The 20,376-nt window shown below is 66.3% G+C and carries 25 protein-coding genes; 7 read left to right on the top strand and 18 right to left on the bottom strand.

Features of this window, described 5'->3' with window-relative positions; all coding sequences use genetic code 11:
- Positions 1-6: 6 nt before the first annotated feature.
- Genes SLQ31_RS11385 through SLQ31_RS11375 form a run of 3 tightly spaced genes read right to left on the bottom strand, consistent with a single transcriptional unit; the run spans position 7 to position 2,488 of the window.
- Complete coding sequence (locus SLQ31_RS11385) at positions 7-1,215, bottom strand: winged helix-turn-helix domain-containing protein (RefSeq protein WP_319432329.1); 1,209 nt, start codon at positions 1,213-1,215, stop codon at positions 7-9.
- Positions 1,212-1,691: a dihydrofolate reductase gene (locus tag SLQ31_RS11380; protein WP_319432327.1), complete on the bottom strand. Its 480-nt coding sequence runs from the start codon at positions 1,689-1,691 to the stop codon at positions 1,212-1,214. The genes SLQ31_RS11385 and SLQ31_RS11380 overlap by 4 nt, the downstream gene beginning before the upstream one ends.
- A complete protein-coding gene (locus tag SLQ31_RS11375; RefSeq protein ID WP_319433052.1) occupies positions 1,688-2,488 on the bottom strand; it encodes a thymidylate synthase in 801 nt (266 codons plus the stop codon). The genes SLQ31_RS11380 and SLQ31_RS11375 overlap by 4 nt, the downstream gene beginning before the upstream one ends.
- 43 nt (positions 2,489-2,531) lie before the next feature.
- On the opposite strand from SLQ31_RS11375, the gene SLQ31_RS11370 reads away from it, so the two are divergent.
- A complete protein-coding gene (locus SLQ31_RS11370; RefSeq protein ID WP_319432325.1) occupies positions 2,532-3,272 on the top strand; it encodes a dienelactone hydrolase family protein in 741 nt (246 codons plus the stop codon).
- On the opposite strand, the gene SLQ31_RS11365 is transcribed toward SLQ31_RS11370, so the two are convergent.
- Positions 3,257-3,736, bottom strand: coding sequence for a hypothetical protein (locus tag SLQ31_RS11365; RefSeq protein WP_319432323.1), 480 nt, complete (start codon positions 3,734-3,736; stop codon positions 3,257-3,259). The two genes, SLQ31_RS11370 and SLQ31_RS11365, sit on opposite strands and share 16 nt — an antisense overlap.
- Before the next feature lie 245 nt (positions 3,737-3,981).
- On the opposite strand from SLQ31_RS11365, the gene SLQ31_RS11360 reads away from it, so the two are divergent.
- Together SLQ31_RS11360 and SLQ31_RS11355 are read left to right on the top strand one after the other, a co-directional pair.
- A complete protein-coding gene (locus SLQ31_RS11360) occupies positions 3,982-4,524 on the top strand; it encodes a TetR/AcrR family transcriptional regulator (RefSeq protein WP_319432321.1) in 543 nt (180 codons plus the stop codon).
- A 38-nt stretch (positions 4,525-4,562) separates the two neighbouring features.
- A complete protein-coding gene (locus tag SLQ31_RS11355) occupies positions 4,563-5,204 on the top strand; it encodes a carboxymuconolactone decarboxylase family protein (protein WP_319432319.1) in 642 nt (213 codons plus the stop codon).
- Between the two features lie 162 nt (positions 5,205-5,366).
- Here SLQ31_RS11355 and SLQ31_RS11350 read toward each other — a convergent pair whose 3' ends face one another.
- From SLQ31_RS11350 to SLQ31_RS11325, 6 genes are read right to left on the bottom strand one after another with little or no spacing between them, the layout of a single operon-like run.
- A complete protein-coding gene (locus SLQ31_RS11350; protein ID WP_319432317.1) occupies positions 5,367-5,819 on the bottom strand; it encodes a flavodoxin family protein in 453 nt (150 codons plus the stop codon).
- Positions 5,816-6,238, bottom strand: coding sequence for a hypothetical protein (locus SLQ31_RS11345; RefSeq protein ID WP_319433050.1), 423 nt, complete (start codon positions 6,236-6,238; stop codon positions 5,816-5,818). Before SLQ31_RS11345 ends, SLQ31_RS11350 begins: the two co-directional genes overlap by 4 nt.
- Before the next feature lie 35 nt (positions 6,239-6,273).
- Positions 6,274-7,008, bottom strand: a complete 735-nt coding sequence (dapB, locus tag SLQ31_RS11340) for a 4-hydroxy-tetrahydrodipicolinate reductase (protein WP_319432315.1) — start codon at positions 7,006-7,008, stop codon at positions 6,274-6,276.
- A 10-nt stretch (positions 7,009-7,018) separates the two neighbouring features.
- Complete coding sequence (locus SLQ31_RS11335) at positions 7,019-7,324, bottom strand: hypothetical protein (RefSeq protein WP_319432313.1); 306 nt, start codon at positions 7,322-7,324, stop codon at positions 7,019-7,021.
- On the bottom strand, positions 7,312-7,629 hold the full coding sequence (locus SLQ31_RS11330; protein WP_319432311.1) for a hypothetical protein: 318 nt from the start codon (positions 7,627-7,629) through the stop codon (positions 7,312-7,314). The genes SLQ31_RS11335 and SLQ31_RS11330 overlap by 13 nt, the downstream gene beginning before the upstream one ends.
- 16 nt (positions 7,630-7,645) lie before the next feature.
- Positions 7,646-9,067, bottom strand: coding sequence for a hypothetical protein (locus SLQ31_RS11325; protein ID WP_319432309.1), 1,422 nt, complete (start codon positions 9,065-9,067; stop codon positions 7,646-7,648).
- A gap of 136 nt (positions 9,068-9,203) precedes the next feature.
- Between SLQ31_RS11325 and SLQ31_RS11320 the strand changes: the two genes are divergently transcribed.
- Positions 9,204-10,133: a PE-PPE domain-containing protein gene (locus SLQ31_RS11320; protein ID WP_319432307.1), complete on the top strand. Its 930-nt coding sequence runs from the start codon at positions 9,204-9,206 to the stop codon at positions 10,131-10,133.
- A 67-nt stretch (positions 10,134-10,200) separates the two neighbouring features.
- Here the strand turns inward: SLQ31_RS11320 and SLQ31_RS11315 are convergent, their stop codons facing one another.
- Positions 10,201-10,716 carry an Lrp/AsnC family transcriptional regulator gene (locus SLQ31_RS11315; RefSeq protein ID WP_319432306.1) on the bottom strand — a complete coding sequence of 172 codons (516 nt, stop codon included), beginning with the start codon at positions 10,714-10,716 and terminating at the stop codon, positions 10,201-10,203.
- Between the two features lie 94 nt (positions 10,717-10,810).
- On the opposite strand from SLQ31_RS11315, the gene ald reads away from it, so the two are divergent.
- Positions 10,811-11,926, top strand: a complete 1,116-nt coding sequence (ald, locus tag SLQ31_RS11310; protein WP_319432305.1) for an alanine dehydrogenase — start codon at positions 10,811-10,813, stop codon at positions 11,924-11,926.
- 83 nt (positions 11,927-12,009) lie between these two features.
- Here the strand turns inward: ald and SLQ31_RS11305 are convergent, their stop codons facing one another.
- From SLQ31_RS11305 to rpsO, 7 genes are all read right to left on the bottom strand, one after another.
- Positions 12,010-12,807, bottom strand: coding sequence for a VOC family protein (locus SLQ31_RS11305; RefSeq protein ID WP_319432304.1), 798 nt, complete (start codon positions 12,805-12,807; stop codon positions 12,010-12,012).
- Positions 12,808-12,887: 80 nt separating this feature from the next.
- On the bottom strand, positions 12,888-13,277 hold the full coding sequence (locus SLQ31_RS11300; protein ID WP_319432303.1) for a YchJ family protein: 390 nt from the start codon (positions 13,275-13,277) through the stop codon (positions 12,888-12,890).
- Positions 13,278-13,283: 6 nt separating this feature from the next.
- Entirely contained in the window at positions 13,284-14,198 is a 915-nt protein-coding gene (bla, locus tag SLQ31_RS11295) for a class A beta-lactamase (protein ID WP_319432302.1), read from the bottom strand.
- Complete coding sequence (locus SLQ31_RS11290; RefSeq protein WP_319432301.1) at positions 14,195-15,217, bottom strand: nitronate monooxygenase; 1,023 nt, start codon at positions 15,215-15,217, stop codon at positions 14,195-14,197. Before SLQ31_RS11290 ends, bla begins: the two co-directional genes overlap by 4 nt.
- Positions 15,218-15,220: 3 nt before the next feature.
- A complete protein-coding gene (locus tag SLQ31_RS11285) occupies positions 15,221-16,567 on the bottom strand; it encodes a pitrilysin family protein (RefSeq protein ID WP_319432300.1) in 1,347 nt (448 codons plus the stop codon).
- On the bottom strand, positions 16,545-18,794 hold the full coding sequence (locus SLQ31_RS11280; RefSeq protein ID WP_319432299.1) for a polyribonucleotide nucleotidyltransferase: 2,250 nt from the start codon (positions 18,792-18,794) through the stop codon (positions 16,545-16,547). Before SLQ31_RS11280 ends, SLQ31_RS11285 begins: the two co-directional genes overlap by 23 nt.
- Before the next feature lie 300 nt (positions 18,795-19,094).
- A complete protein-coding gene (gene rpsO / locus SLQ31_RS11275) occupies positions 19,095-19,364 on the bottom strand; it encodes a 30S ribosomal protein S15 (protein WP_319432298.1) in 270 nt (89 codons plus the stop codon).
- Between the two features lie 168 nt (positions 19,365-19,532).
- On the opposite strand from rpsO, the gene SLQ31_RS11270 reads away from it, so the two are divergent.
- Both SLQ31_RS11270 and SLQ31_RS11265 read left to right on the top strand, forming a co-directional pair.
- Positions 19,533-19,874: a metalloregulator ArsR/SmtB family transcription factor gene (locus tag SLQ31_RS11270; protein ID WP_319432296.1), complete on the top strand. Its 342-nt coding sequence runs from the start codon at positions 19,533-19,535 to the stop codon at positions 19,872-19,874.
- Positions 19,874-20,359: an SRPBCC domain-containing protein gene (locus tag SLQ31_RS11265; protein WP_319432294.1), complete on the top strand. Its 486-nt coding sequence runs from the start codon at positions 19,874-19,876 to the stop codon at positions 20,357-20,359. Before SLQ31_RS11270 ends, SLQ31_RS11265 begins: the two co-directional genes overlap by 1 nt.
- The last annotated feature ends 17 nt before the right edge of the window (positions 20,360-20,376 follow it).

Here is a 20,376-nt window from a genome sequence, read left to right as displayed (position 1 = left end):
CGAGACTCAAAGTGCTTTGCGCAGAGCCGGTGCCAGGTCCCCCCGCTTGCCGACGGTGACACTGCCGAGCCTCAGCCAGGTCGCCATGGTCTGAAGTTCGGTGGCCAGCCGCGGTGCGACCACCGCCGGATCCTGCCCTGGCTCGACGAACGCGCCGACCACGTTCAGCGCATCGCTTGCCCGCTCGGCCTTGAGGTCGACGCGCCCGACCAGGCGTCCGTCGAGCAGGAACGGCCACACGTAGTACCCGAACTGACGCTTGGGCTGCGGCGTGTAAATCTCGATGCGGTAATGGAATTCGAACAGCCGCTCCACCCGCGGACGGAAGAAGATCAGCGGGTCGAACGGGCACAACAACGCGGTGCCGCGATCCACCCGGGGCACTGTCTGCCCCGCGCGCAGGTACGCCGGCGCCGACCAGCCGTCAACCTCGACTTCCTCCAGCTCACCCTCAGCGACCAACGCGGCGACCGCGGGCTTGCTCTGCTTAGGATTCAGCCGGAAGTAGTCGCGCAGATCGGGTTCGGTAGCCACCCCGAGCGCGCCGGCGGCGCGCAGCATCAGCTCCCGGACGGCCTCGACATCGTCGACCTCGCGTGCGAAAACCTCGGGCGGCAGCACCCGTTCGCTGAGGTCATAGTGCCGGGCGAACCCAACCCGGGTGGCCGTGGTCAGCGCTCCCGACGACCACAGCGCCTCGGCCGCCCACTTGGTGTCGCTGCGGTCCCACCACGGTCCCTTGCGCCCGCGCGGTTCGGATTCCAGGTGGGCTTCGATCTGACCCGCGGTGCTGGGGCCCAGTTCAGCGACAGCGGCCAGAATGTTCTCGGCCAGCTGCGGGTTCCTCTTGACGATCTCGGTGCCCCAGCGGCCGTGGGTGTATTCCCGCATCCGCCAACGCAACAGCGGCCAATCCTCGACGGCCATCAGTGCCGCCTCATGCGCCCAGTACTCGACCAGCAGCCGCGGCGCACGGGCGCTGTGGCTCCATGCCGCACCGTCGAGCACGTCCCGGTCGTAGGGTCCCAGCCTGCTGAACACCGGGGCGTAGTGGGCGCGCACCGCGACCGACACCGAGTCGAGTTGCAGCACCTGGATGCGGCTGATCAGCCGGCGCAGGTGCGCCCGGGTCACCGCCCCACGCGGCTTGGGCTCAGCCAGGCCCTGCGCCGAAACGGCAACGCGGCGGGCTTGGTCGGTGGATAGCCGGGTCATGCCCGCAGGTATCGATGGAACCGGTAGCGCAACCCAGAGCTGCTGGTCTGCCAGTCCCCCGACGTGCCGACCCAGGATTCGTCGAGAAGCGGGGCCAGGGCGTCGTCGTCCTCGAGTCGCAGGTCGATCTCGACCTCGGTCACCTCGCAGTGCGTCGCCAAGGGCAGGGCGAGGTGATAGATCTCCGCCCCGCCGATGACCCACGAGTTGTCGGTAACCACGTCATCCAGTCCGCTGACCACGGTTGCTCCATCAGCCATGTAGTCAGCTTGCCGGGTGAGTACGACATTTTTGCGGCCCGGCAGCGGCCGTACCGACGCGGGCAGCGATTCCCAGGTACGCCGGCCCATCACGACGGTGTGCCCCATCGTGAGGTCCTTGAAGCGAGCCAGGTCCTCGGGCAGGCGCCACGGGATACCGCCGTCGCGGCCGATGACCCCGGAGGTCGACTGCGCCCAGATCAGGCCGAAGGTCATACGGCGACCGGCGCTTTGATCGCCGGGTGCGGCTCATAGTTGCGGATCTCGACGTCGGAGTATTCGTAGTCGAAGATCGAATCACGCTGAGCAAGAACAAGTTCCGGGTAGGGGCGCGGGTCGCGACTGAGCTGCTCGGTAACTTGGTCGACGTGGTTGTCGTAGATGTGGCAGTCGCCGCCGGTCCAGACGAACTCCCCGACGGCCAGCCCGGCCTGAGCGGCCATCATGTGGGTCAGCAGTGCATAGCTGGCGATGTTGAACGGCACACCCAGGAACAGGTCGGCGCTGCGCTGGTAGAGCTGGCAGCTGAGCCGCCCGTCGGCGACATAGAACTGGAAGAACGCGTGGCACGGCGGCAGTGCCATCTGCGGGATCTCGCCGACGTTCCAGGCCGACACGATGTTGCGCCGAGAGTCAGGGTCGCTCTTCAGCAGTTCGAGCGACGCGCTGATCTGGTCGATGTGCTCGCCCGACGGCGTCGGCCAGGACCGCCACTGAACGCCGTAGACCGGTCCGAGATCCCCAGTGGGAGAAGCCCATTCGTCCCAGATACTGACACCGTGCTGCTGCAGCCAGGCGACGTTCGAGTCGCCGCGCAGAAACCACAGCAGCTCGTAGACGATCGACTTCAGATGCACTTTCTTGGTGGTGATCAGCGGAAAACCGGCCGAAAGGTCGTAGCGCAGCTGATGGCCGAACAGGCTGCGGGTGCCAGTGCCGGTGCGATCGGATTTCGGTGTGCCCTGCTCGAGCACAAGTCGCAGCAGATCCTCGTACGGCGTGGCGATCGGCACGCCGCCCAGCTTACGTCCATGCCCGAGGAGTAGAACGGATGCCATGCCGACCATCACCGACACCGTGACCACGCCCGATGGCGCCTGTCCCGTCACCTTCACGACCCCCGACGGCGCCGGCCCGTGGCCCGCCGTCCTGATGTACCCCGATGCCGGCGGCCCGCGGCCGGTGTTCCGCGAGATGGCCGCCCAATTGGCCGGCTATGGCTACGCGGTCCTGGTGCCCGACATCTACTACCGCAGCGGTGACTGGGCGCCGTTCGACTTGAACACGGCGTTCACCGACGCCGACGAGCGCACGCGGCTGATGACGATGATGGGTGGCATCACCCCGGACAAGATGGCGTCTGACGCCACGGCGTTCTTTGACTATCTGGAATCACGGCCCGAGGTCAGCGGTACGACGTTCGGCACCACCGGTTATTGCATGGGCGGGCGCACGTCGCTGATCGTCGCGGGCCGCCTGCCCGAGCGTGTTGCGGCCGCGATGTCGTTCCACGGCGGCGGCCTGGCGACCGACGACTCCGGCAGCCCACACCTGCTCGCCGACCAGATGCGCGCCGCGGTCTACGTCGGGGGCGCCGAGAATGACGCGTCCTTCACCGCCGAAGCCGCCGAGACGCTCGATAAGGCGCTGACGGCTGCCGGCGTCGAGCACACCATCGAGTGGTACTCGGCCGGGCACGGCTTCGCGGTGCCCGACAACGCCCCTTACGACGAGGCCGCCGCACAGCGGCACTGGGACGCGATGAAGGACTTCTTCGGGGCTCACTTGCCGGCTTGAGCGTCGTCCTCGTCGTCTTCCTTGCGGTGCTTACGGATGCTGGCCAGGCCGCGAATGATGCCGCGTGAGGCATACAGCGCGACCACGCCGGACAGCACGATCAGGAAGATGAACATCATCAGCCAGTTGGTGCGGCTGTGCGGCACGTTCCACCAGACGATGGTGAACAGCACGGCGCAGAGGAAGACCACGATGTCGCGCCAGTTGCCCTTGTAGGAACCGGCGATCTCGCGCAGTTCGCGGGTCTTCTCGGTGGCGGCGATGAGATCGGCGATGCGCTCGTCGATGCTCTTGCGCAATGCCGCGCGCAGTTCGACGTTCTCCTCCGGGATCTTGTCGAGCAGCTCGATGTCGGCCTTGATCGCACCTCGGACGTCGGGCCCCTTCAGGCCGCCTGCGGCGACACCGAGCAGCGCACCCCCGGCGATCGGAGCGGCCCCCAGCGCGAGATCAGCAATCCCCATGGCACCGACGGTAGGCCCAGCCGACCTGCCGGTCCAGGATGGACGCCAGATCGTGACGCTCAGCGCCGACGTTGCGATGGGCGAGGCCGCACGACAAATGACGTATTTTGGCTAGGCGAGCCGATCACGACCGGAGGGCGAGACCGATCCCAGCCACACACGCGCAGAGTGACAACGCCCGGCGGCGCGAGCAGCGGCGCAGTGCCGATCGGCGGGCGTCCAACGAGCGCTGGCGCAGCATTCTGGTGGGAGCGGCGGCGGTCTTCGGGCGTGAGGGATTCGGTCGCGCCCGGCTCGAGGACGTAGCCGCTGAGGTGGGGATCAACCGGGCCTCGCTCTACTACTACGTGGGAACCAAAGAAGAGCTGCTGATCGCGCTCATCGAGGGCCCGGCACTCGAGATGACGCGCCACTGCCGTGAAGCGTTGGAGTCCGACGGGCGGGCCGACGTCAAACTGCGTCGCGCGCTGCGCCATTACGTCGAGGACCTTCAGAACCGCCCCGAACTGTTCCTGCTGTTCAGCGAAAGCCACCACATCGCCGCCATGTCCGGCACCGAGGGCATCGTCAGCAACGCCGATGACTACGGCCGAACACTGCTAGCGATCATCGAGGAGGGCATCACCACCGAGGTCTTCCGCAGCGATCTCGACCCACGAATGGTGATGCTCGGGGTCCTGGGCATGCACAACTGGATCTACCGGTGGTACGTGCCCGGTGGCCGCCGCTCCCTGACCGAGATCGGCGATGTCTTCGCCGAGATGATCCTGTCGGGATTGCGCCCCTAATACCCTGCCGAGAGATACCCGGCTGAGAGGACTCGACCATGCCACGACTCGACCAGGTGTCTCGCGCCGAGGTCACCGACGACTTCACCCGGAAGATGTACGACTTCATGTTCGGCGATCGCGACCCGGTCGCCGACCCCGGCACGGTCGGCGGCACCACAGGCGACTGGTGGACGATCATGGCCCAGTCCCCCGCCGCGCTGCGGCATGCTGTCCGCGGATTCCGGCTCTACCGCGAGGAGGTCGGCATCCGTGCCGACCATCGCGAACTCGGACAGATCCGGGCCGGCTGGGTGGTCGGCAGCCAGTTCGTGTTCTCGCAGCACTGCAAGGCATCCCGGTCGGCGGGCCTGTCCGAGGAGCAGATCGCGGCAATCCCCTCGTGGCAGACCGCCGACTGTTTCGACCACACCGAGCGGCTGTTGCTGGCGTATGCCGACTGCCTGGCGGGCCAGCAGGGCCGGGTCCCCGAGCAGTTGATGGTCCAACTTCGAGAAGTGTTCAGCGACAAGGACATCCTCGAGTTCACCTACACCACCACCATGTACGTCCAGCACGCGATCATGTCGCGAGCGCTGCGGCTGGAATTCGACGACCGCGACGAGCCGGTGGTCGAGGTCGAAGACGCCGAGGGCGGCGGCGTCCTGGACATCGGGGCGGCGACCTCCGGCGGCGAGTGAGGTCAGCCCATGATGGTTGTGAACAGTTCGGCCATTTCATCGGCCGGCCCGGACGGGACTGTGTAGTCGCTTTCATCGCGGATCTCACCGAGGTGGTCCCGGACGTCCTCGATCGATAGCGCCGGCGCGTAGTAGCCCCTGGTAAGTGACAGTCACTGTCAGTCAGCGCATTAGGGTCGCCGCGACGGTGGCACCGAGGTTCCAACACGCCTCCACGTCCGCCTTGGTCGGCTTACCCATCACCACAACGTTCTCCGCGGCCCGCACCCAGCCAAGCCCCGCAGTGATGCCGTCGACGGCACGCTCAGCTCCTTCGGTGCCTTCGTTGCCGTGCAGGTAGACACCGAACGGTCGGCCGCGGGTGGAGTCCAGCAGCTGGTAGTACGACTGGTCGAAAGCATGTTTGAGCGCGCCACTGATGTAGCCGAGGTTGGCAGGAGTGCCCAGCAGGTAACCGTCGGCTTCGAGCATGTCGGTCGACGAGCAGGTGAGTGCGGGGCGGCGCACGACCTCGACACCCTCGATGTCGGGGTCGGTGGCTCCGGCGAGCACCGCCTCGAACATTTCCTGGCAGTGCGGAGACGGTGTGTGATGCACGATCAGCAAGCGCTTCATCTTTTCTGCTCCAATTGCAGGGCAACAGCTTTGCGCATTGTCTCGCGTGCGCGCCCGCGATCGCCGGCATAGTCGTAAGCCCGGGCCAGCCGATACCAGCGCTGCCAGTTATCCGGGTCGGCTTCCAGTTCGGCCCGCACGGTATCGAACAGGGCGTCGGCGGCGTCGCGGTCGATACGTCCCGACGGATTCCGCGGCAGGTCGCTCACGTCGAGTTCCATCCCGCTTTCAACGGCGAGTCGGGCCAAACGCTGATGAGCGAACCCAGCCCGCAGCGTGGCGACCATCGCCCACGCCCCGACGACCGGCAGGATCAGCACCCCGATACCGAGCGCGACCGCAACCGGCGTGCCCGTTCCGATGAGTGTGATCCCGGTGCGGCCCAGCAGCACGAAGTAGACCACCAGGGCCGCACACATGAAGCCGATCAGCAGTTGGATGCGCAGTGCGGGGTTCACAGGTCGAGCAGCGGTTCGATTCCGATGGTGAGTCCGGGCCGAGTCGCGACCTGGCGGACGGCGAGCAGGACGCCGGGAACGAACGACGTGCGGTCCAGGCTGTCGTGCCGGATGGTCAGCGTCTCGCCGAGCGTGCCGAAGAGCACCTCCTGGTGCGCGACCAGGCCGGTCAGCCGGATGGAGTGGACCGGAATGCCGTCGACGTCGGCGCCGCGCGCCCCTTCTAGTCCGGTACTGGTGGCATCGGGATTGGGCGGCAAGCCTTTTCGCGCCTCCGCGATCAGCCGGGCCGTGCGGGTCGCCGTGCCCGACGGGGCGTCGGCCTTGTGCTGGTGGTGCAGTTCGATGACTTCCACCGATTCGAAATACGGGGCCGCCTTCTGCGCGAAGTGCATCGACAGCACGGCACCGATCGCAAAGTTGGGGGCGATCAACACCGCCGAGCCGGGTTTGTCGGCCAGCCACGAACGAACCGTGTCGATGCGCTCGTCGGTGAAACCGGTGGTGCCGACGACGGCGTGGATTCCGTTGTCGATGAGGAACTTCAGGTTGTCCATCACCACATCGGGGTGGGTGAAGTCGATGACCACTTCGGTGTCGCTGTCGGTCAACAATGACAGGGCGTCACCGGCGTCGACTTCGGCGCTCAGCGTCAGGTCGTCAGCCGCCCGCACCGCCTCGGACATGGTGGTTCCGACTTTGCCTCTGGCTCCCAGGACCGCAACTCGCATGGGTGCAAGCCTAGCGAGACAACAAAGTGCCTAGACCGGCGAAGGCGACCAGCACGAAGGCGACACCAAAAAATGCCGCCGCGAACAGGCCCTCGGCGACGGGCCAGAGTTGCTTGAATTTGATGGCTAGAAGGACCACGACGATGCCCGCCATGATCGGAAATATCGGCGCGAACAGCCAGTAGTACACGAAGGGCGTGCCACCCGTTGCCACCAAACCGAGGACAAATCCGACCACAAGTGGGGCCAGTCTGGGCGCCGGCTGCGCGCCGGGATCTCGCGCGCGTTCAGACTCCCAGGACATCACGCCCTCCACAGCGAGGACTGAAACGCCACGGTGCCGAACAGCACCCAGCCGGACAACGCGCAGATGATCAAGGCAACTCCGGCGGTACGAGCTGCCGTCCGCGAAACCCGAAGTAGTGCCACACCGGCGAGCAAGGTCAAGACGCTCGTGGCTATGACAATGAGGAGATCGCCCGGAGTGATCCAGCCAGCGTCGACCTGGCCGCGCTGGTGAGCTACCGCAAGCATCGACAGCAGTCCCCAATAGACGCCGCCTAGCGCCGCACCGGAGAAAACCGCCAGCCTGGCTCGGATTCCAGATTGTTGTCCCGACATCACACCACCCTAATTTTCATTTTCCGACCGGCACCTTGACTTGTTGATCGACCGGCCCAAGCTCAACCGAGGGGTACGGGATGACAAGCGGCGGTGTGGGGGTCGCGGGCGGCAGGGACACATGGGGTGCCGGGAAGCCCGACGGTGGGTGAACCGGGAGTCCGGGCGGGGGCAGGTAGACATCGTCCGGGAATTCGCCCATCAGGCCCGGACCAATCTGCTGGGACAGCGGCAGCCCCAAGAATGGTCCGTAGGGTCCGACATTCAGCGGCATGATCCTGTCGACCAACCGCGTCGCTCCATCGCGGTCGTTGTAGATCTCGATCGCGGGGAAATCGGATATGACACCACCCGCGATCGGCCCGGCGTCGGCCGGCTTGATCACAAGTCGGCCGTTGACGTTCCATGGACTGGATTTGCCAAGGTCTTCGCCGCCAGGAGAGAACGGGTCGACGGCCTTGTAGTCGATCAACACCGAACCGTTCGGGTTCTGGCTGACTCTGATGTCCGGCGTGCCGGCCTCCGCGCCAGTGCCGGGTTTGACGGACGGATTCTGCCTGGCGACGACGATGCCGTTCTCGTAGTCCACGTAGAAGGTCACCCGAGACTCCTCCGGTGCCGCAGTGGGATCGAAACCCCGTGCATCACCGAGGTTGTCACCAAAGGGGGTAGCGGCTGTCTCTCCCGGGATGAACAGATTGGTCCGCACGACACCCTGGCCCGGCACCGGCTTGATGCGTCCGACCACGACATTCGCCGGCACATCGTGATTCTTCGGGTCGTAGCTAGTCGGGTCGAGTGCGGCGGCGGTATCCCAGTCGGCAGGACTGACCGGGTCGCGGCCGAAAGCCTTTCGGAAGGCCTCGATCTGGTTGCCGCGACGGCGGACCTCGTCAAATCCCGGAGACAGCGGCACATCGCCATTCGTCCCGAACCCCAAGGCCTGAACGTCGGCGCTGTCGATGGCAGTGGCCAGTTCGGCGTCAATCTGCTCGGCGCGCCGCCTCAGCCCGACAATGTGCGCGACGATCTCCTCGACAACATCCTCGACAATCGCCTGCTCGGCCGCCGACTGCCCCGCATAGACGTGCCACGACACTTCACCCGACGCCGTGTCGATCGTGACGCCCCAGGCCGCCGCCTCGTCCTGGATGGCGTGCCACTCCTGCTTGAGGTCGGCTACTTGCGGTGCGGATCGCGATGCCGCTTGGGCGACCGACTGATATTTGTCGGCGTGGGAGTACAGCTCCTGACGGGTCCGTCCCATCGCAGCACGGGCGCCGTCGGCGGCGTTGCCATCCCATCGAATGCCGTCGACGATCATCCCGAGTTGGTCGGCGATCGCCCGGGTGGCCTTGCCTTGCCCGTCGGCCGCGCTGGCCACCGCGTTGATCGACGAGACATCCCATCTCTCGATGTCCGCAAGCGACAGACTCACTCGTCCACCTCCCTTTGCCGCGTTGAGAGAAAGCTAGGTGATAGGGCAGCGCCGCACTAGTCACCCCGAATCAATGCCGCAAACACAGTTCATCGAGGGTTCCTGGGTCCTACGATTCGATTGGGGAGGTCGGGGGATGATCAAACGAGCCGGGTTGGCCGTGCTGATGAGTGCCGCACTCGTCGCGACGGCTCCCATCGGTAATGCCGCAACCGTTCTGACGCTCGAGGGCGGGTTCGTCGGAATGCAGCACATCTGGCATTTCGTGCCGCAGCAGCTGCAGGGCGACCTATGCAAGTCGCCCAACCACTGTCAGCCGGTCGACTATTTCGCGTTTCCGGGTCGCGCCTTTACCGACGAGGGCGCGGCGAAGGTCGTGCAGGCGATCGATGCGCTGCCCAGCGACGAGCAAATCGTTCTGTTCGGGCATAGCGAGGGCGGGCAGGTCATCTACGCCGATCTGCGCCGGTTTGCCGCCGACCCGTCGAGTGCTCCGGATCCATCGCGGCTGACCTGGGTGTCGATCGGCAATACCGAGAACCCGTACGGCGGTCGGCGGCCCAAGACCGAAACCGCTACCGCGCCGTGGCTACCGCCCGACACGGCCTATCAGGGCACCGAGGTCATCCGGCAGTACGACGGGTGGGCCGACTGGCCCGACGATCCCCGCAATCTGCTCGCGGTGGCCAATGCCGTCGTCGGGATGTTCTCGATTCACTCGGACTACCGCCAGGTCGATCTCGACGACCCGAACAACGTCCGCTTCACACCGGAGGTGGCCGGGCACCCGGGCAAGGTCACCTATGTGTGGGTGCCCACCAAGACTCTGCCGCTGGTCGCGTGGGCCGGGCCGCTGGCGCCGGCGTTGGACAACGCGCTGCGACCGATCATCGAAAAGGCCTACCACCGGCCCGTCGACATCCCGGATCCCACTCCACCGGCGGGGACATCGGCGTCGGCGTCGGCGTCGGCGTCGGCGTCCAAAGGTGCTGCCACCCAGGCCAAGAAGCCGACCGCCCAGCGCAAGGCGAAAGCCTCGGCCGCATCCTCGGCGCGGCGACCGTAACGCCACGGCGATGATCGGGACGATTTCCCACCATGGCGTTACGTTGGGCGCCAAGCGAATCCGCTGCCTAGAGCGGCGCGGCACCGCGAAGGTGTTCGAAGATCAGCGACGTCTGCGTGCCCGCTACGTCGGCATCGGCGTTGAGGTTCTCCACCACGAACGATCGCAGATCCTCGGTGTCGCGCGCCGCGACGTGCAGGATGAAATCGTCGCCGCCCGCCAGGAAGTAGACGTCCATCACCTGCGGCTTGCGCCGGATCTGCTGGATGAAGTTACGGATCCTGCCGCGGGCGTTGGCTTGCAGGCTCACAGAGATCATCGCCTGCAGCGACAGGCCGATCGCGGCGGGATCGATATCGGTGTAGAAACCCCGGATCACACCGACGTCCTGCAGGCGGCGTACCCGCCCGTGACAGGTCGACGGAGCGATGCCGACCGCGTCGGCCAGCGCACTGTTGGAGATACGCGCATCGGCGTGCAACGCCGCCAAAATCCGCCGGTCGACCTCGTCGAGCTCGGCGGCCCGAACATCCTTCGGCGCGCCCGCCGAACGGGCAGCAGTTTTCGTTGATCCTTCGGGCATGTGTGGATTCTAACGAATCTTTGTCGTCTCGATTGCCTTTATATCGATAGTTCTTCACAATTCTTCTAAGCCAATTCCCGAACTAGGAGCGATCATGCGTGTCGGCATCCCGACCGAGATCAAGAACAACGAGTACCGCGTCGCCATCACCCCGGCCGGCGTGTCCGAGCTGGTCCGCCGCGGCCACGAGGTGATCGTCCAGGCCGGTGCCGGCGAGGGATCAGCCATCCACGACGCCGATTTCAAGGCCGCCGGCGCGCAGATCATCAACAGCGCCGAGCAGGTGTGGGCCGAGGCCGACCTGCTGCTGAAGGTCAAGGAACCCATCGAGGCCGAATACGCCCGCATGCGTAAGGGCCAGACCCTGTTCACTTACCTGCACCTGGCCGCCTCGCGCCCGTGCACCGATGCCCTCCTGGCGTCGGGCACGACGTCGATCGCCTACGAGACCGTCCAGACGGCCGATGGCGCGCTTCCGCTGCTGGCCCCGATGAGTGAGGTCGCCGGCCGGCTCGCTGCTCAGGTCGGTGCCTATCACCTGATGCGTACCCAGGGTGGCCGCGGCGTGCTGATGGGCGGTGTCCCCGGCGTCGCACCGGCCAAGGTCGTGGTGATCGGCGGCGGAATGGCCGGCGACAACGCCGCCGCCGTCGCCTGGGGTATGGGCGCACACGTCACCGTGTTCGACCTCAACGTCAACATCCTGCGCAAGATCGACGCCGAGTACTGCGGCGCCATCGAGACCCGGTACTCCTCACAGCTCGACCTGGAGGACGCGGTCAAGCAGGCGGACCTGGTCATCGGCGCCGTCCTGGTGCCCGGCGCCAAGGCCCCCAAGTTGGTCACCAATGCGACTGTGGCACAGATGAAGCCGGGCGCGGTCCTGGTGGACATCGCCATCGACCAAGGTGGCTGCTTCGAGGATTCGAAGCCCACCACACACGACAACCCGACCTTCAATGTGCATGACGCGGTGTTCTACTGCGTCGCGAACATGCCGGGCGCGGTGCCGCGCACGTCGACGTACGCGTTGACCAACGCCACCATGCCCTACGTGATCAAGCTGGCCGAGAAGGGCTGGCAGGACGCCTGCCTGTCCGACCCGGCGCTGGCCAAGGGTTTGTCGACCCATCAGGGCCAACTGCTCAGCCGCGAGGTCGCCCATGACCTCGGCCTGCCCTTCACCGATCCCGCCGGCTTGCTGGCCTGAGACCTTATGTGAGCCAACGGCTCACCCCCACACAGCGGACCGGGACAGCTCATTGAGCGTCCCGGTTCGTTGGCGTTTGGGCCTTACATCCCGGCCGGCGGATGGCCAAGGCAGATGAGTGCGCCCAGCGGATCCCTGATCGCCGCCAGGGTGCCGTAGGGCGTCTCCTCGCCGGGCATCAGGATCTCCGCACCCAGCGTCTCGCTCTGCTTCACCGTCGCAGCGACGTCATCGACGGTGATGTACACCTGCCAGAACGACGGCACCTCGGCGGGAAATAGCTTGGCAGAATCCATGATTCCCGAATAGGCGCTCTCGCCGGCGAAGACCTGCCCGTAGCGGTCCGGTCCGACAGCATCCGGGTCGCCGCCGGTTCCGATCTCCTCGATGCGGGCACCGAGAACCGTTCGATAGAACGCCAGTGATGCGTCGTAGTCCTTGCTCTGACATTCGAACCAGTAGGGAGTGCCGTGCTCACCCCATTCGGTGAATCCGGGATGCGTGCCGGGCTGCCAGAATCCGATGGCCGCGCCTGCGGGGTCGACGACCACCATCATCGAGCCCAGATCGCCGACGGCCATCGGCGGCACCATAACCGTCGCCCCCGCGGCCTGCGCTGCCGCGACGGTGGCGTCGCCATCACTGGTGTGCAGGTACACCGACCAGATATTCGCCGGACCGGCGTCGGGCATCTGCGGGACCAGACCGGCGACGCGCTTACCGTTGCGGGTGAAGTTCTGGTAGCCACCGAACTCCGGATGCGCAGGCCCCTCGAGGTCCCAGCCGAAGATCTGGTGATAGAACTCCGCGGCGCGCGCGGGATCACTGCTCATCAGGTCGAACCAGATGGGCGCCCCGATCGGGGCGGCGTACTCAGTCACGATTGATCCTTTCGGTGATGTCGTCTTCACAGACTGACTCCCGCGGATGTGGAAACTCATCGCGCCCGCGTCGGCGACGGTCAGTCGAACAGATCCCCGTCGAGGTAAAACCAGCGGCGGGCTCGCACGGCGAACCGGGACCGCTCATGCAGCGTCCCACTTTGCCGCCCGTCACGGAAGGACGCGCGGAATTCGACCTCGCCGGTCTGATCCCCCGCGAGGCCGTCGACCGCGTCGAGGATCTGCAGACCGGTCCAGGCGAGGCCGCCGTCCGGCGTCAACGCCCCGGGCCGGGTGCGCGGATGCCAGGTCTGCCAGACGTAGTCGAGGTCGCCGACGGCATAGGCGCTGTAGCGGGCCCGCATCAGCTGTTCGGCGGTGGCGGCCTGACTTTCGCCCCGGTGCAGTGGCAGGCAACACCGGCCGAGCGGCTCACCGGACCCGCAGGGGCACGCGTCGGTCGGTCGCATCCTCGTCTAACCGTGGCCGAGCAACGCCGGTAGCACCAGCGTGGTCACTTCTGCCACGAGGTCGCGCAGCGCAGGCGAATTCGCGTCGTTGGATTGCGTGCGGGTCATGATGGCCAACAGCACCCGCTCGCCGTGCGGCCCGAACGCGATGCCGACATCGTTGGTGCTGGCGAAATCACCAGACCCGGTCTTGTCGGCGGTGGTCCAGCCCGGCGGCAACCCGGCCCGCACGCTCGACGTGGTGTTGGCGCGCATCCAGTCTTCGAGCTGCTTGCGATGCGGCTCGTCGAGCACCGTGCCGGTGAGCACCGACAGAATGCCGCCGCCGAGGGCCTGCGGCGTGCTGGTGTCGCGCGGATCGCCCGGCAGGGCCGTATTCAGCTCGGTCTCCCAGCGATCCAGCCGAGTGCGGTCGTCACCGATCGACCGGGCGAATGCGGTGATCGCCGGCGGACCGCCGATGACCCGCAGCAAGAGGTTGCCCGCGGTGTTGTCACTGACCTGAAGGGCGGCGGCGCACAGGTCCGAAAGTGCCATCGGCTTACCGACATTCGGCTCGGTACGCGGCGAATTGGCCCTCAGCAAGGCCTGGTCGACCACCACGGTGTCGGTGAGCCGCAGCTCCCCCGCCTGGGCCATCTGCAGCACTCGCGCCGAGGCGTAGGCCTTGAACGTCGAGCACATCGCGAACAGGTCGCCGTCGCGGTGCGCCACCGACTGCGTCGAATCCAGGTTCTGCCCATACAGACCCACAAATGCGTTGTGCCGCTTCTCCAGTGCGGTGATGCGCTGCTCGATCGGCGGCACCGGTTCGGCTGGATCGCTGAGCGTCGGGTGTGCCCGGGACACTTTGTCGCCGCAGGCCGCGACCGCGGTCAACGCCGCACCGACGACGAGCAATCGACGACGCGACAGGCTCATCCGACATCCGCCAGTGCCGCGACGATATCGGCGGCGCTGCCCCCGCTGGTACGGCGCCATGAGGTGCCCGCCCAGAGATTGGTGCCGTGCGGGTCGCCGGCGGCGACCGCGGCGCGGCGCAGCGGGCCCGTCATCTGGTTGACTTCCGGATAGCCCAGCGGGGCCACATCGTCATAGCGTGCGGTGAAGTCGTTGGCCAGGCCGCGGGCGTAGCGGCCCGAAAATGCCCGCGTCACTACGGTTTCGGCGAACCGCTCGTCGGTCAGCGCTGATCGGTGGGCACCGTTGGTCCCGGCCTCGTCGCACAGCAGGAACGCGGTGCCGGCCTGCGCCGCGACCGCTCCCCCGTCCAGGACCCGCCGCACGTCCACCGCACGGGCAAGACCGCCGGCCGCGATCATCGGCAGGCTGTGGGCCGCGACGATGGCAGCCAGCAGCGCGTCAAGCGGCTGCTCGCCCGGCAGAGCGACGGGATCGAACGTGCCGCGATGTCCGCCCGCCTCCGGGCCCTGCACCACCAGCGCATCCGCACCGGCGGCCACCGCCGCACCCGCCTCGTCCAGGCTTGTCACGGTCACCGCGGTCAACACACCTCGGTCACGCAGGCGGCCAAGGATTTCCGCATCCGGGCACCCGAAGGTGAACGACGCCAGCTCCGGCGCGGTGTCGGCGACCACATCGAGCTTGGCCTGCCACGCGTCGTCGTCGGGCTTGGGTTGGCCGACCTCAGCGCCGTAGTGCTCGGCGAGCGGGGCCAGCAGGTCGCGATAGCGGTCCAGTCCGTCGGGGGTTGCCGCAGACGGCTGCGGCACAAAGATATTCACGCCGATCGGTCCCGAGGTCAGCGCCCGCGCGCCGGCGATGGTATCGGCGAATTTGTCGGCGCTCAGATAGCCGGCCGCCACGAATCCCAACCCGCCGGCATTGGACACCGCCGCCGCGAGGGCGGGCGTACTCGGACCTCCTGCCATTGGTGCACCGAGAATGGGTACGGCCAAATCCTGCAGGCTGAAGGTCACGAGCTAGCTCCTGATGGTCCGAAGTGGCTTGGGCAGTGAGCGTTTGGATTTGTGCGGGCCGAGGATGGCCGCACCGAACGGCTTGGTCAGAACCTGGCGGGCGACTGCGTTGACCTCGTCGAGGGTCACGTCGTCGATGCGTTGCAGCGTGGTGGAGATGCTGCGGTATTCGCCGTAGTTGAGCTCGCTGCGGCCCAGCCGATGCATCCGCGATGCGGAATCCTCAAGTCCGAGGACCAGGCCACCCCGCATCGACCCCTTGGCGATCCGGCATTCCGCCTCGGTGATGCCGTCGCGCGCCACGTCGGCGAGAACCTCGACAGTCAACCGCACCACCTCGTCGAAGCGCTCCGGTAGGCAAGCCGCATACACCGACAATGCCCCGGTATCGGAGAACGTGTCAACCGAGGAGAACACCGTGTAGGCCAGACCACGGCTTTCCCGAATCTGTTGGAAAAGCCGTGAACTCAGGCCACCGCCCAGTGCCGTGTTGAGCACCGACAGCGCCCAGCGGTGCGACGAGTGCCGGCCAGGCACCCGCACGCCCAGCGCCATATGGGTCTGTTCGGCGTCGCGGTTGATCAGAGCCAGGCTGGGCTGGCTGGTCAGCCGGCTGGTGCCCGTGCGCGGCGGCTGCGGCACGCGGCCCTTGACCAGGCGACCGGCAAAATGCTTGCGCACCAGCCTGACCACCTCGTCGTGGTCGACATTGCCGGCCACCGCCACGACCATCCGCTCGGGGGTATAGCGACGAACGTGGAATGAGTGCAGCTGCGAGCGGGTCATCCCGGAGACTGATTCGACGCTGCCGATCACCGGCCGCCCGACGGGATGGTCGCCGAACATGGCCGTCAGGAACACATCTCCGAGCGCGTCTTCGGGATCGTCATCGCGCATCGCGATCTCTTCGAGGACGACGTCACGTTCCAATTCGACATCACGGGATGCGCACACACCGTTGAGCACCACGTCGGCGACCAGGTCGACAGCCAACTCCAGGTCGTCGTCCAAGACGTGGGCGTAGTAGCAGGTGTGCTCTTTGGCGGTGAACGCGTTCAGCTCACCGCCGACGGCATCGACCGACTGCGCGATCTCGACAGCAGTGCGGGTCGGGGTCGCCTTGAACAGCAGATGTTCCAGGAAGTGGGCAGCTCCGGCGACCGTGGGACCTTCGTCGCGGGAACCGACGTCGACCCAGACACCCACCGAGGCCGACCGCACCGACGGCACGTACTCGGTGACGACGCGCAGGCCGCCGGGAAGTACGGTGCGCCGCACCGCAACCGGCGCCTCAGTGCTGAGGCGCCGGCCACGGCGTAACGAGGGGTTAGGCGTCGGCGGTCGCGGCATCGGCATCAACAGGAGCCGGTGCAGCTTCTTCGGAAGCGTCGTCCGAGTCTTCGGCGACCAGGACCAGCGAGATCTTGCCGCGGTTGTCGATGTCGGCAATCTCCACACGGAGCTTGTCGCCGAGCTTCACGACATCCTCGACCTTGTTGATCCGCTTGCCCCGGCCCAGCTTCGAGATATGCACCAGGCCGTCACGACCGGGCAATAAGGAAACGAAAGCTCCAAAGTCAGTGGTTTTCACCACCGTCCCGAGGAACCGCTCGCCGACCTTGGGCAGCTGCGGGTTGGCGATCGCGTTGATCATGTCGATCGCCGCCTGCGCCGACAGTCCGTCGGTGGCGCCGACGAACACGGTGCCGTCGTCCTCGATCGAGATCGAGGCGCCGGTCTGCTCGGTGATCGAGTTGATCATCTTGCCCTTGGGCCCGATGACCTCGCCGATCTTGTCGATCGGGATCTTGATGGCAGTGACGCGCGGGGCGTACGGGCTCATCTCGTCCGGAGCGTCGATGGCCTCGGCCATCACCTCGAGGATGGTGATCCGGGCATCCTTGGCCTGCGCCAGCGCACCGGCCAGAACCTGCGACGGGATCCCTGCGAGCTTGGTATCCAACTGCAGTGCGGTGACGAACTCCTTGGTGCCTGCGCACTTGAAGTCCATGTCGCCGAAGGCATCCTCGGCACCGAGGATGTCCGTGAGCGTGACGTAGCGAGTTTCGCCATCCACCTCGTCGGACACCAGGCCCATCGCGATACCGGCGACGGGGGCCTTCAGCGGCACACCGGCGTTCAGCAGCGACAGGGTCGACGCGCACACCGAGCCCATCGAGGTGGAACCGTTGGAGCTCAACGCTTCCGACACCTGGCGGATCGCGTACGGGAACTCTTCCACGCTCGGCAGCACCGGCATCAGGGCACGCTCGGCGAGCGCACCGTGGCCGATCTCGCGGCGCTTGGGCGAACCGACGCGACCGGTCTCACCGGTCGAATACGGCGGGAAGTTGTAGTGGTGCATGTAGCGCTTGGACTTTTCCGGCCCCAGCGAGTCGATCTGCTGGGCCATCTTGACCATGTCGAGGGTGGTGACACCCATGATCTGGGTCTCGCCGCGCTCGAACAGCGCGCTGCCGTGTGCCCGCGGGATGATCGCGACCTCTGCCGACAGGGCACGGATGTCGGTGACACCGCGACCGTCGATGCGGAAGTGGTCGGTCAGGATCCGCTGGCGCACAAGCTTCTTGGTCAGCGAGCGGTAAGCCGCGCCGATCTCCTTCTCACGCCCGGCGTACTGCTCGCCCAGCCGGTCGAGCACCTCACCCTTGATCTCGTCGGTGCGCTCGTCGCGCTCATGCTTGCCGGCGATCTGCAGGGCCTTGGACAGGTCCTCGGTCGCCGCCGACGCCACCGACGCGTAGACGTCGTCCTGGTAATCGGGGAACAGCGGGTAGTCGGCGACCGGCTTGGCAGCCTTGTCCGCCAACGCCTGCTGCGCATCGCACAATGCGGCGATGAACGGCTTGGCGGCTTCGAGTCCCTCGGCCACCACGGCCTCGGTCGGCGCACCGGCGCCACCGGCGATGAGCTCGATGACATTGTCGGTGGCCTCGGCCTCGACCATCATGATCGCCACATCGTCACCGGCCTTGCGGCCTGCGACGACCATGTCGAACACCGCACCCTCGAGCTGCTCGACGGTCGGGAAGGCAACCCACTGGCCATTGATCAGGGCGACGCGCACGCCGCCGACCGGGCCGGAGAACGGCAGACCGGAAATCTGGGTGGAGGCCGACGCGGCGTTGATCGCCAGCACGTCGTACAGATCCTGGGGATCGAGGCTCAGAATCGTCACCACGACCTGGATCTCGTTACGCAGACCCGAGATGAAGGTCGGGCGCAGCGGCCGGTCGATCAGACGACAGGTCAGGATCGCGTCCGTGGAGGGCCGGCCTTCACGACGGAAGAACGATCCGGGGATGCGCCCGGCGGCATACATCCGCTCTTCGACGTCGATGGTGAGCGGGAAGAAGTCGAAATGATCTTTGGGCGACTTGCTGGCGGTGGTCGCGCTCAGCAGCATGGTCTCGTCGTCGAGGTAGGCGACGACGGCTCCGGCGGCCTGCTGGGCGAGCCGGCCGGTCTCGAAACGGATGGTGCGGGTGCCGAAGCTCCCGTTGTCAATGACGGCGGTCGCCTCGAAGACGCCTTCGTCGATTTCAGCTACAGACATAGATGTCCGTTCAGCCTTTCTGAATTCACTGTTCAGCTGTTTCGCGTCGTCACAGGTGAACCCAGGTAGTCCTGAGCACTACGAGGCTTGGGCCTGGTTGCGGCTACGGCCGTCGATCGAAGCGGCCGGGCTCTCCCCAGTTCATTGGGGCCCGGCAGCCACTACCGAAGACCGCCCGCGCAGGGAAGCTTCGCTATGACACGCAGGAACGGGACACGCGGATATGCATGAACCGCACCCGATGTTCGAGCCGGAAAACGGCTCACAACGGCCCCTATGTTACACGGCGGGTTATGCCGCTCAGCGGCGCAGACCCAGCCGCTCGATCAGCGAGCGGTAGCGCGCGACGTCGAGGGCGGCGACGTACTTGAGCAGCCGGCGACGACGGCCGACCAGCAACAGCAGCCCACGCCGCGAGTGGTGGTCATGCTTGTGTTGCTTGAGGTGCTCGGTGAGGTCGGCGATGCGCTTGGTCAGCATCGCCACCTGGGCTTCCGGCGAACCGGTGTCGGTCTCGTGCAGACCGTACTGGCCCAGGATTTCCTTCTTCTGTTCGACGGTCAGCGCCACGAAAATATCTCCATCAAATCGGTACCGCGTGTAGGGGTAAAGCGCGTGGCCACCGCGGACTGCAGCACACGCCAGGTTCGTCACTTTAACAGCGGGTACGCCGGGAACCGAAATCGCGGCAGGTCAGCCGCTTGACAATCTACAACCATCTGGTTGTAGATTGAGGAAGTGACCGTAGACCAGGAGGACCGCGCGGACGCCCTGTTCCACGCACTCGCCGACCGGACCAGGCGCGACATCATGCGTCGGGCGCTGGCCGGCGAGTACTCGGTCTCCGCCCTGGCGGGCAAGTACGACATGAGCTTTGCCGCAGTGCAGAAGCACGTCGTCGTGCTGGAGAAGGCCGGCCTGCTCACCAAGCGACGTAGCGGTCGCGAGCAGTTGGCCAGCGGTGACGTGACGGCCGTGCGCTCGGTGGCCGCCATGCTCACCGAGCTGGAGCAGATCTGGCGGGGTCGCATCGCCCGCATCGACGAACTCATCGCAACCGAAGACAAGGAGAACGAATAATGCCCGTGACGGACGTCAAGCACGACACCGACAACCTGACCCTGACCATCACCGCCGACTTCGCCGCACCGGTGCAGCGCATCTGGCAGGTCTACGCCGACCCGCGTCAGCTGGAGAAGGTGTGGGGACCGCCGTCGCACCCGGCAACCGTCGTCGACCACAGCCTCGCGCCCGGCAGCCGCACGACGTACTTCATGACCGGCCCGGACGGCGAGAAGTACGGCGGATACTGGGACATCACGACCGTTAACGAGCCAACGAGCTTCGCCTTCCTCGACGGCTTCGCCGACGCGGACTTGAACCCTAATCCCGATATGCCGGTCTCGGAGTGCACCTTCACCTTCACCGAGCGCGACGGCGGCACCCGCGCGGTCTACGTGAGCAAGTTCGCGTCCGCCGAAGGCCTTCAGCAGGTACTGGACATGGGTGTGGTCGAAGGCTCCACGTTGGCGATCAACCAGATCGATGACCTGATCGCGTCCTGACTCTTGGTCAGTCCTGG

It is taken from the genome of Mycobacterium sp. RTGN5, assembly GCF_033804465.1.
In the GTDB taxonomy this organism is placed as follows: domain Bacteria; phylum Actinomycetota; class Actinomycetes; order Mycobacteriales; family Mycobacteriaceae; genus Mycobacterium.
The sequence above is the reverse complement of the archived record's forward strand: the minus strand, read 5'-3'. Positions and strand labels throughout refer to the sequence as shown.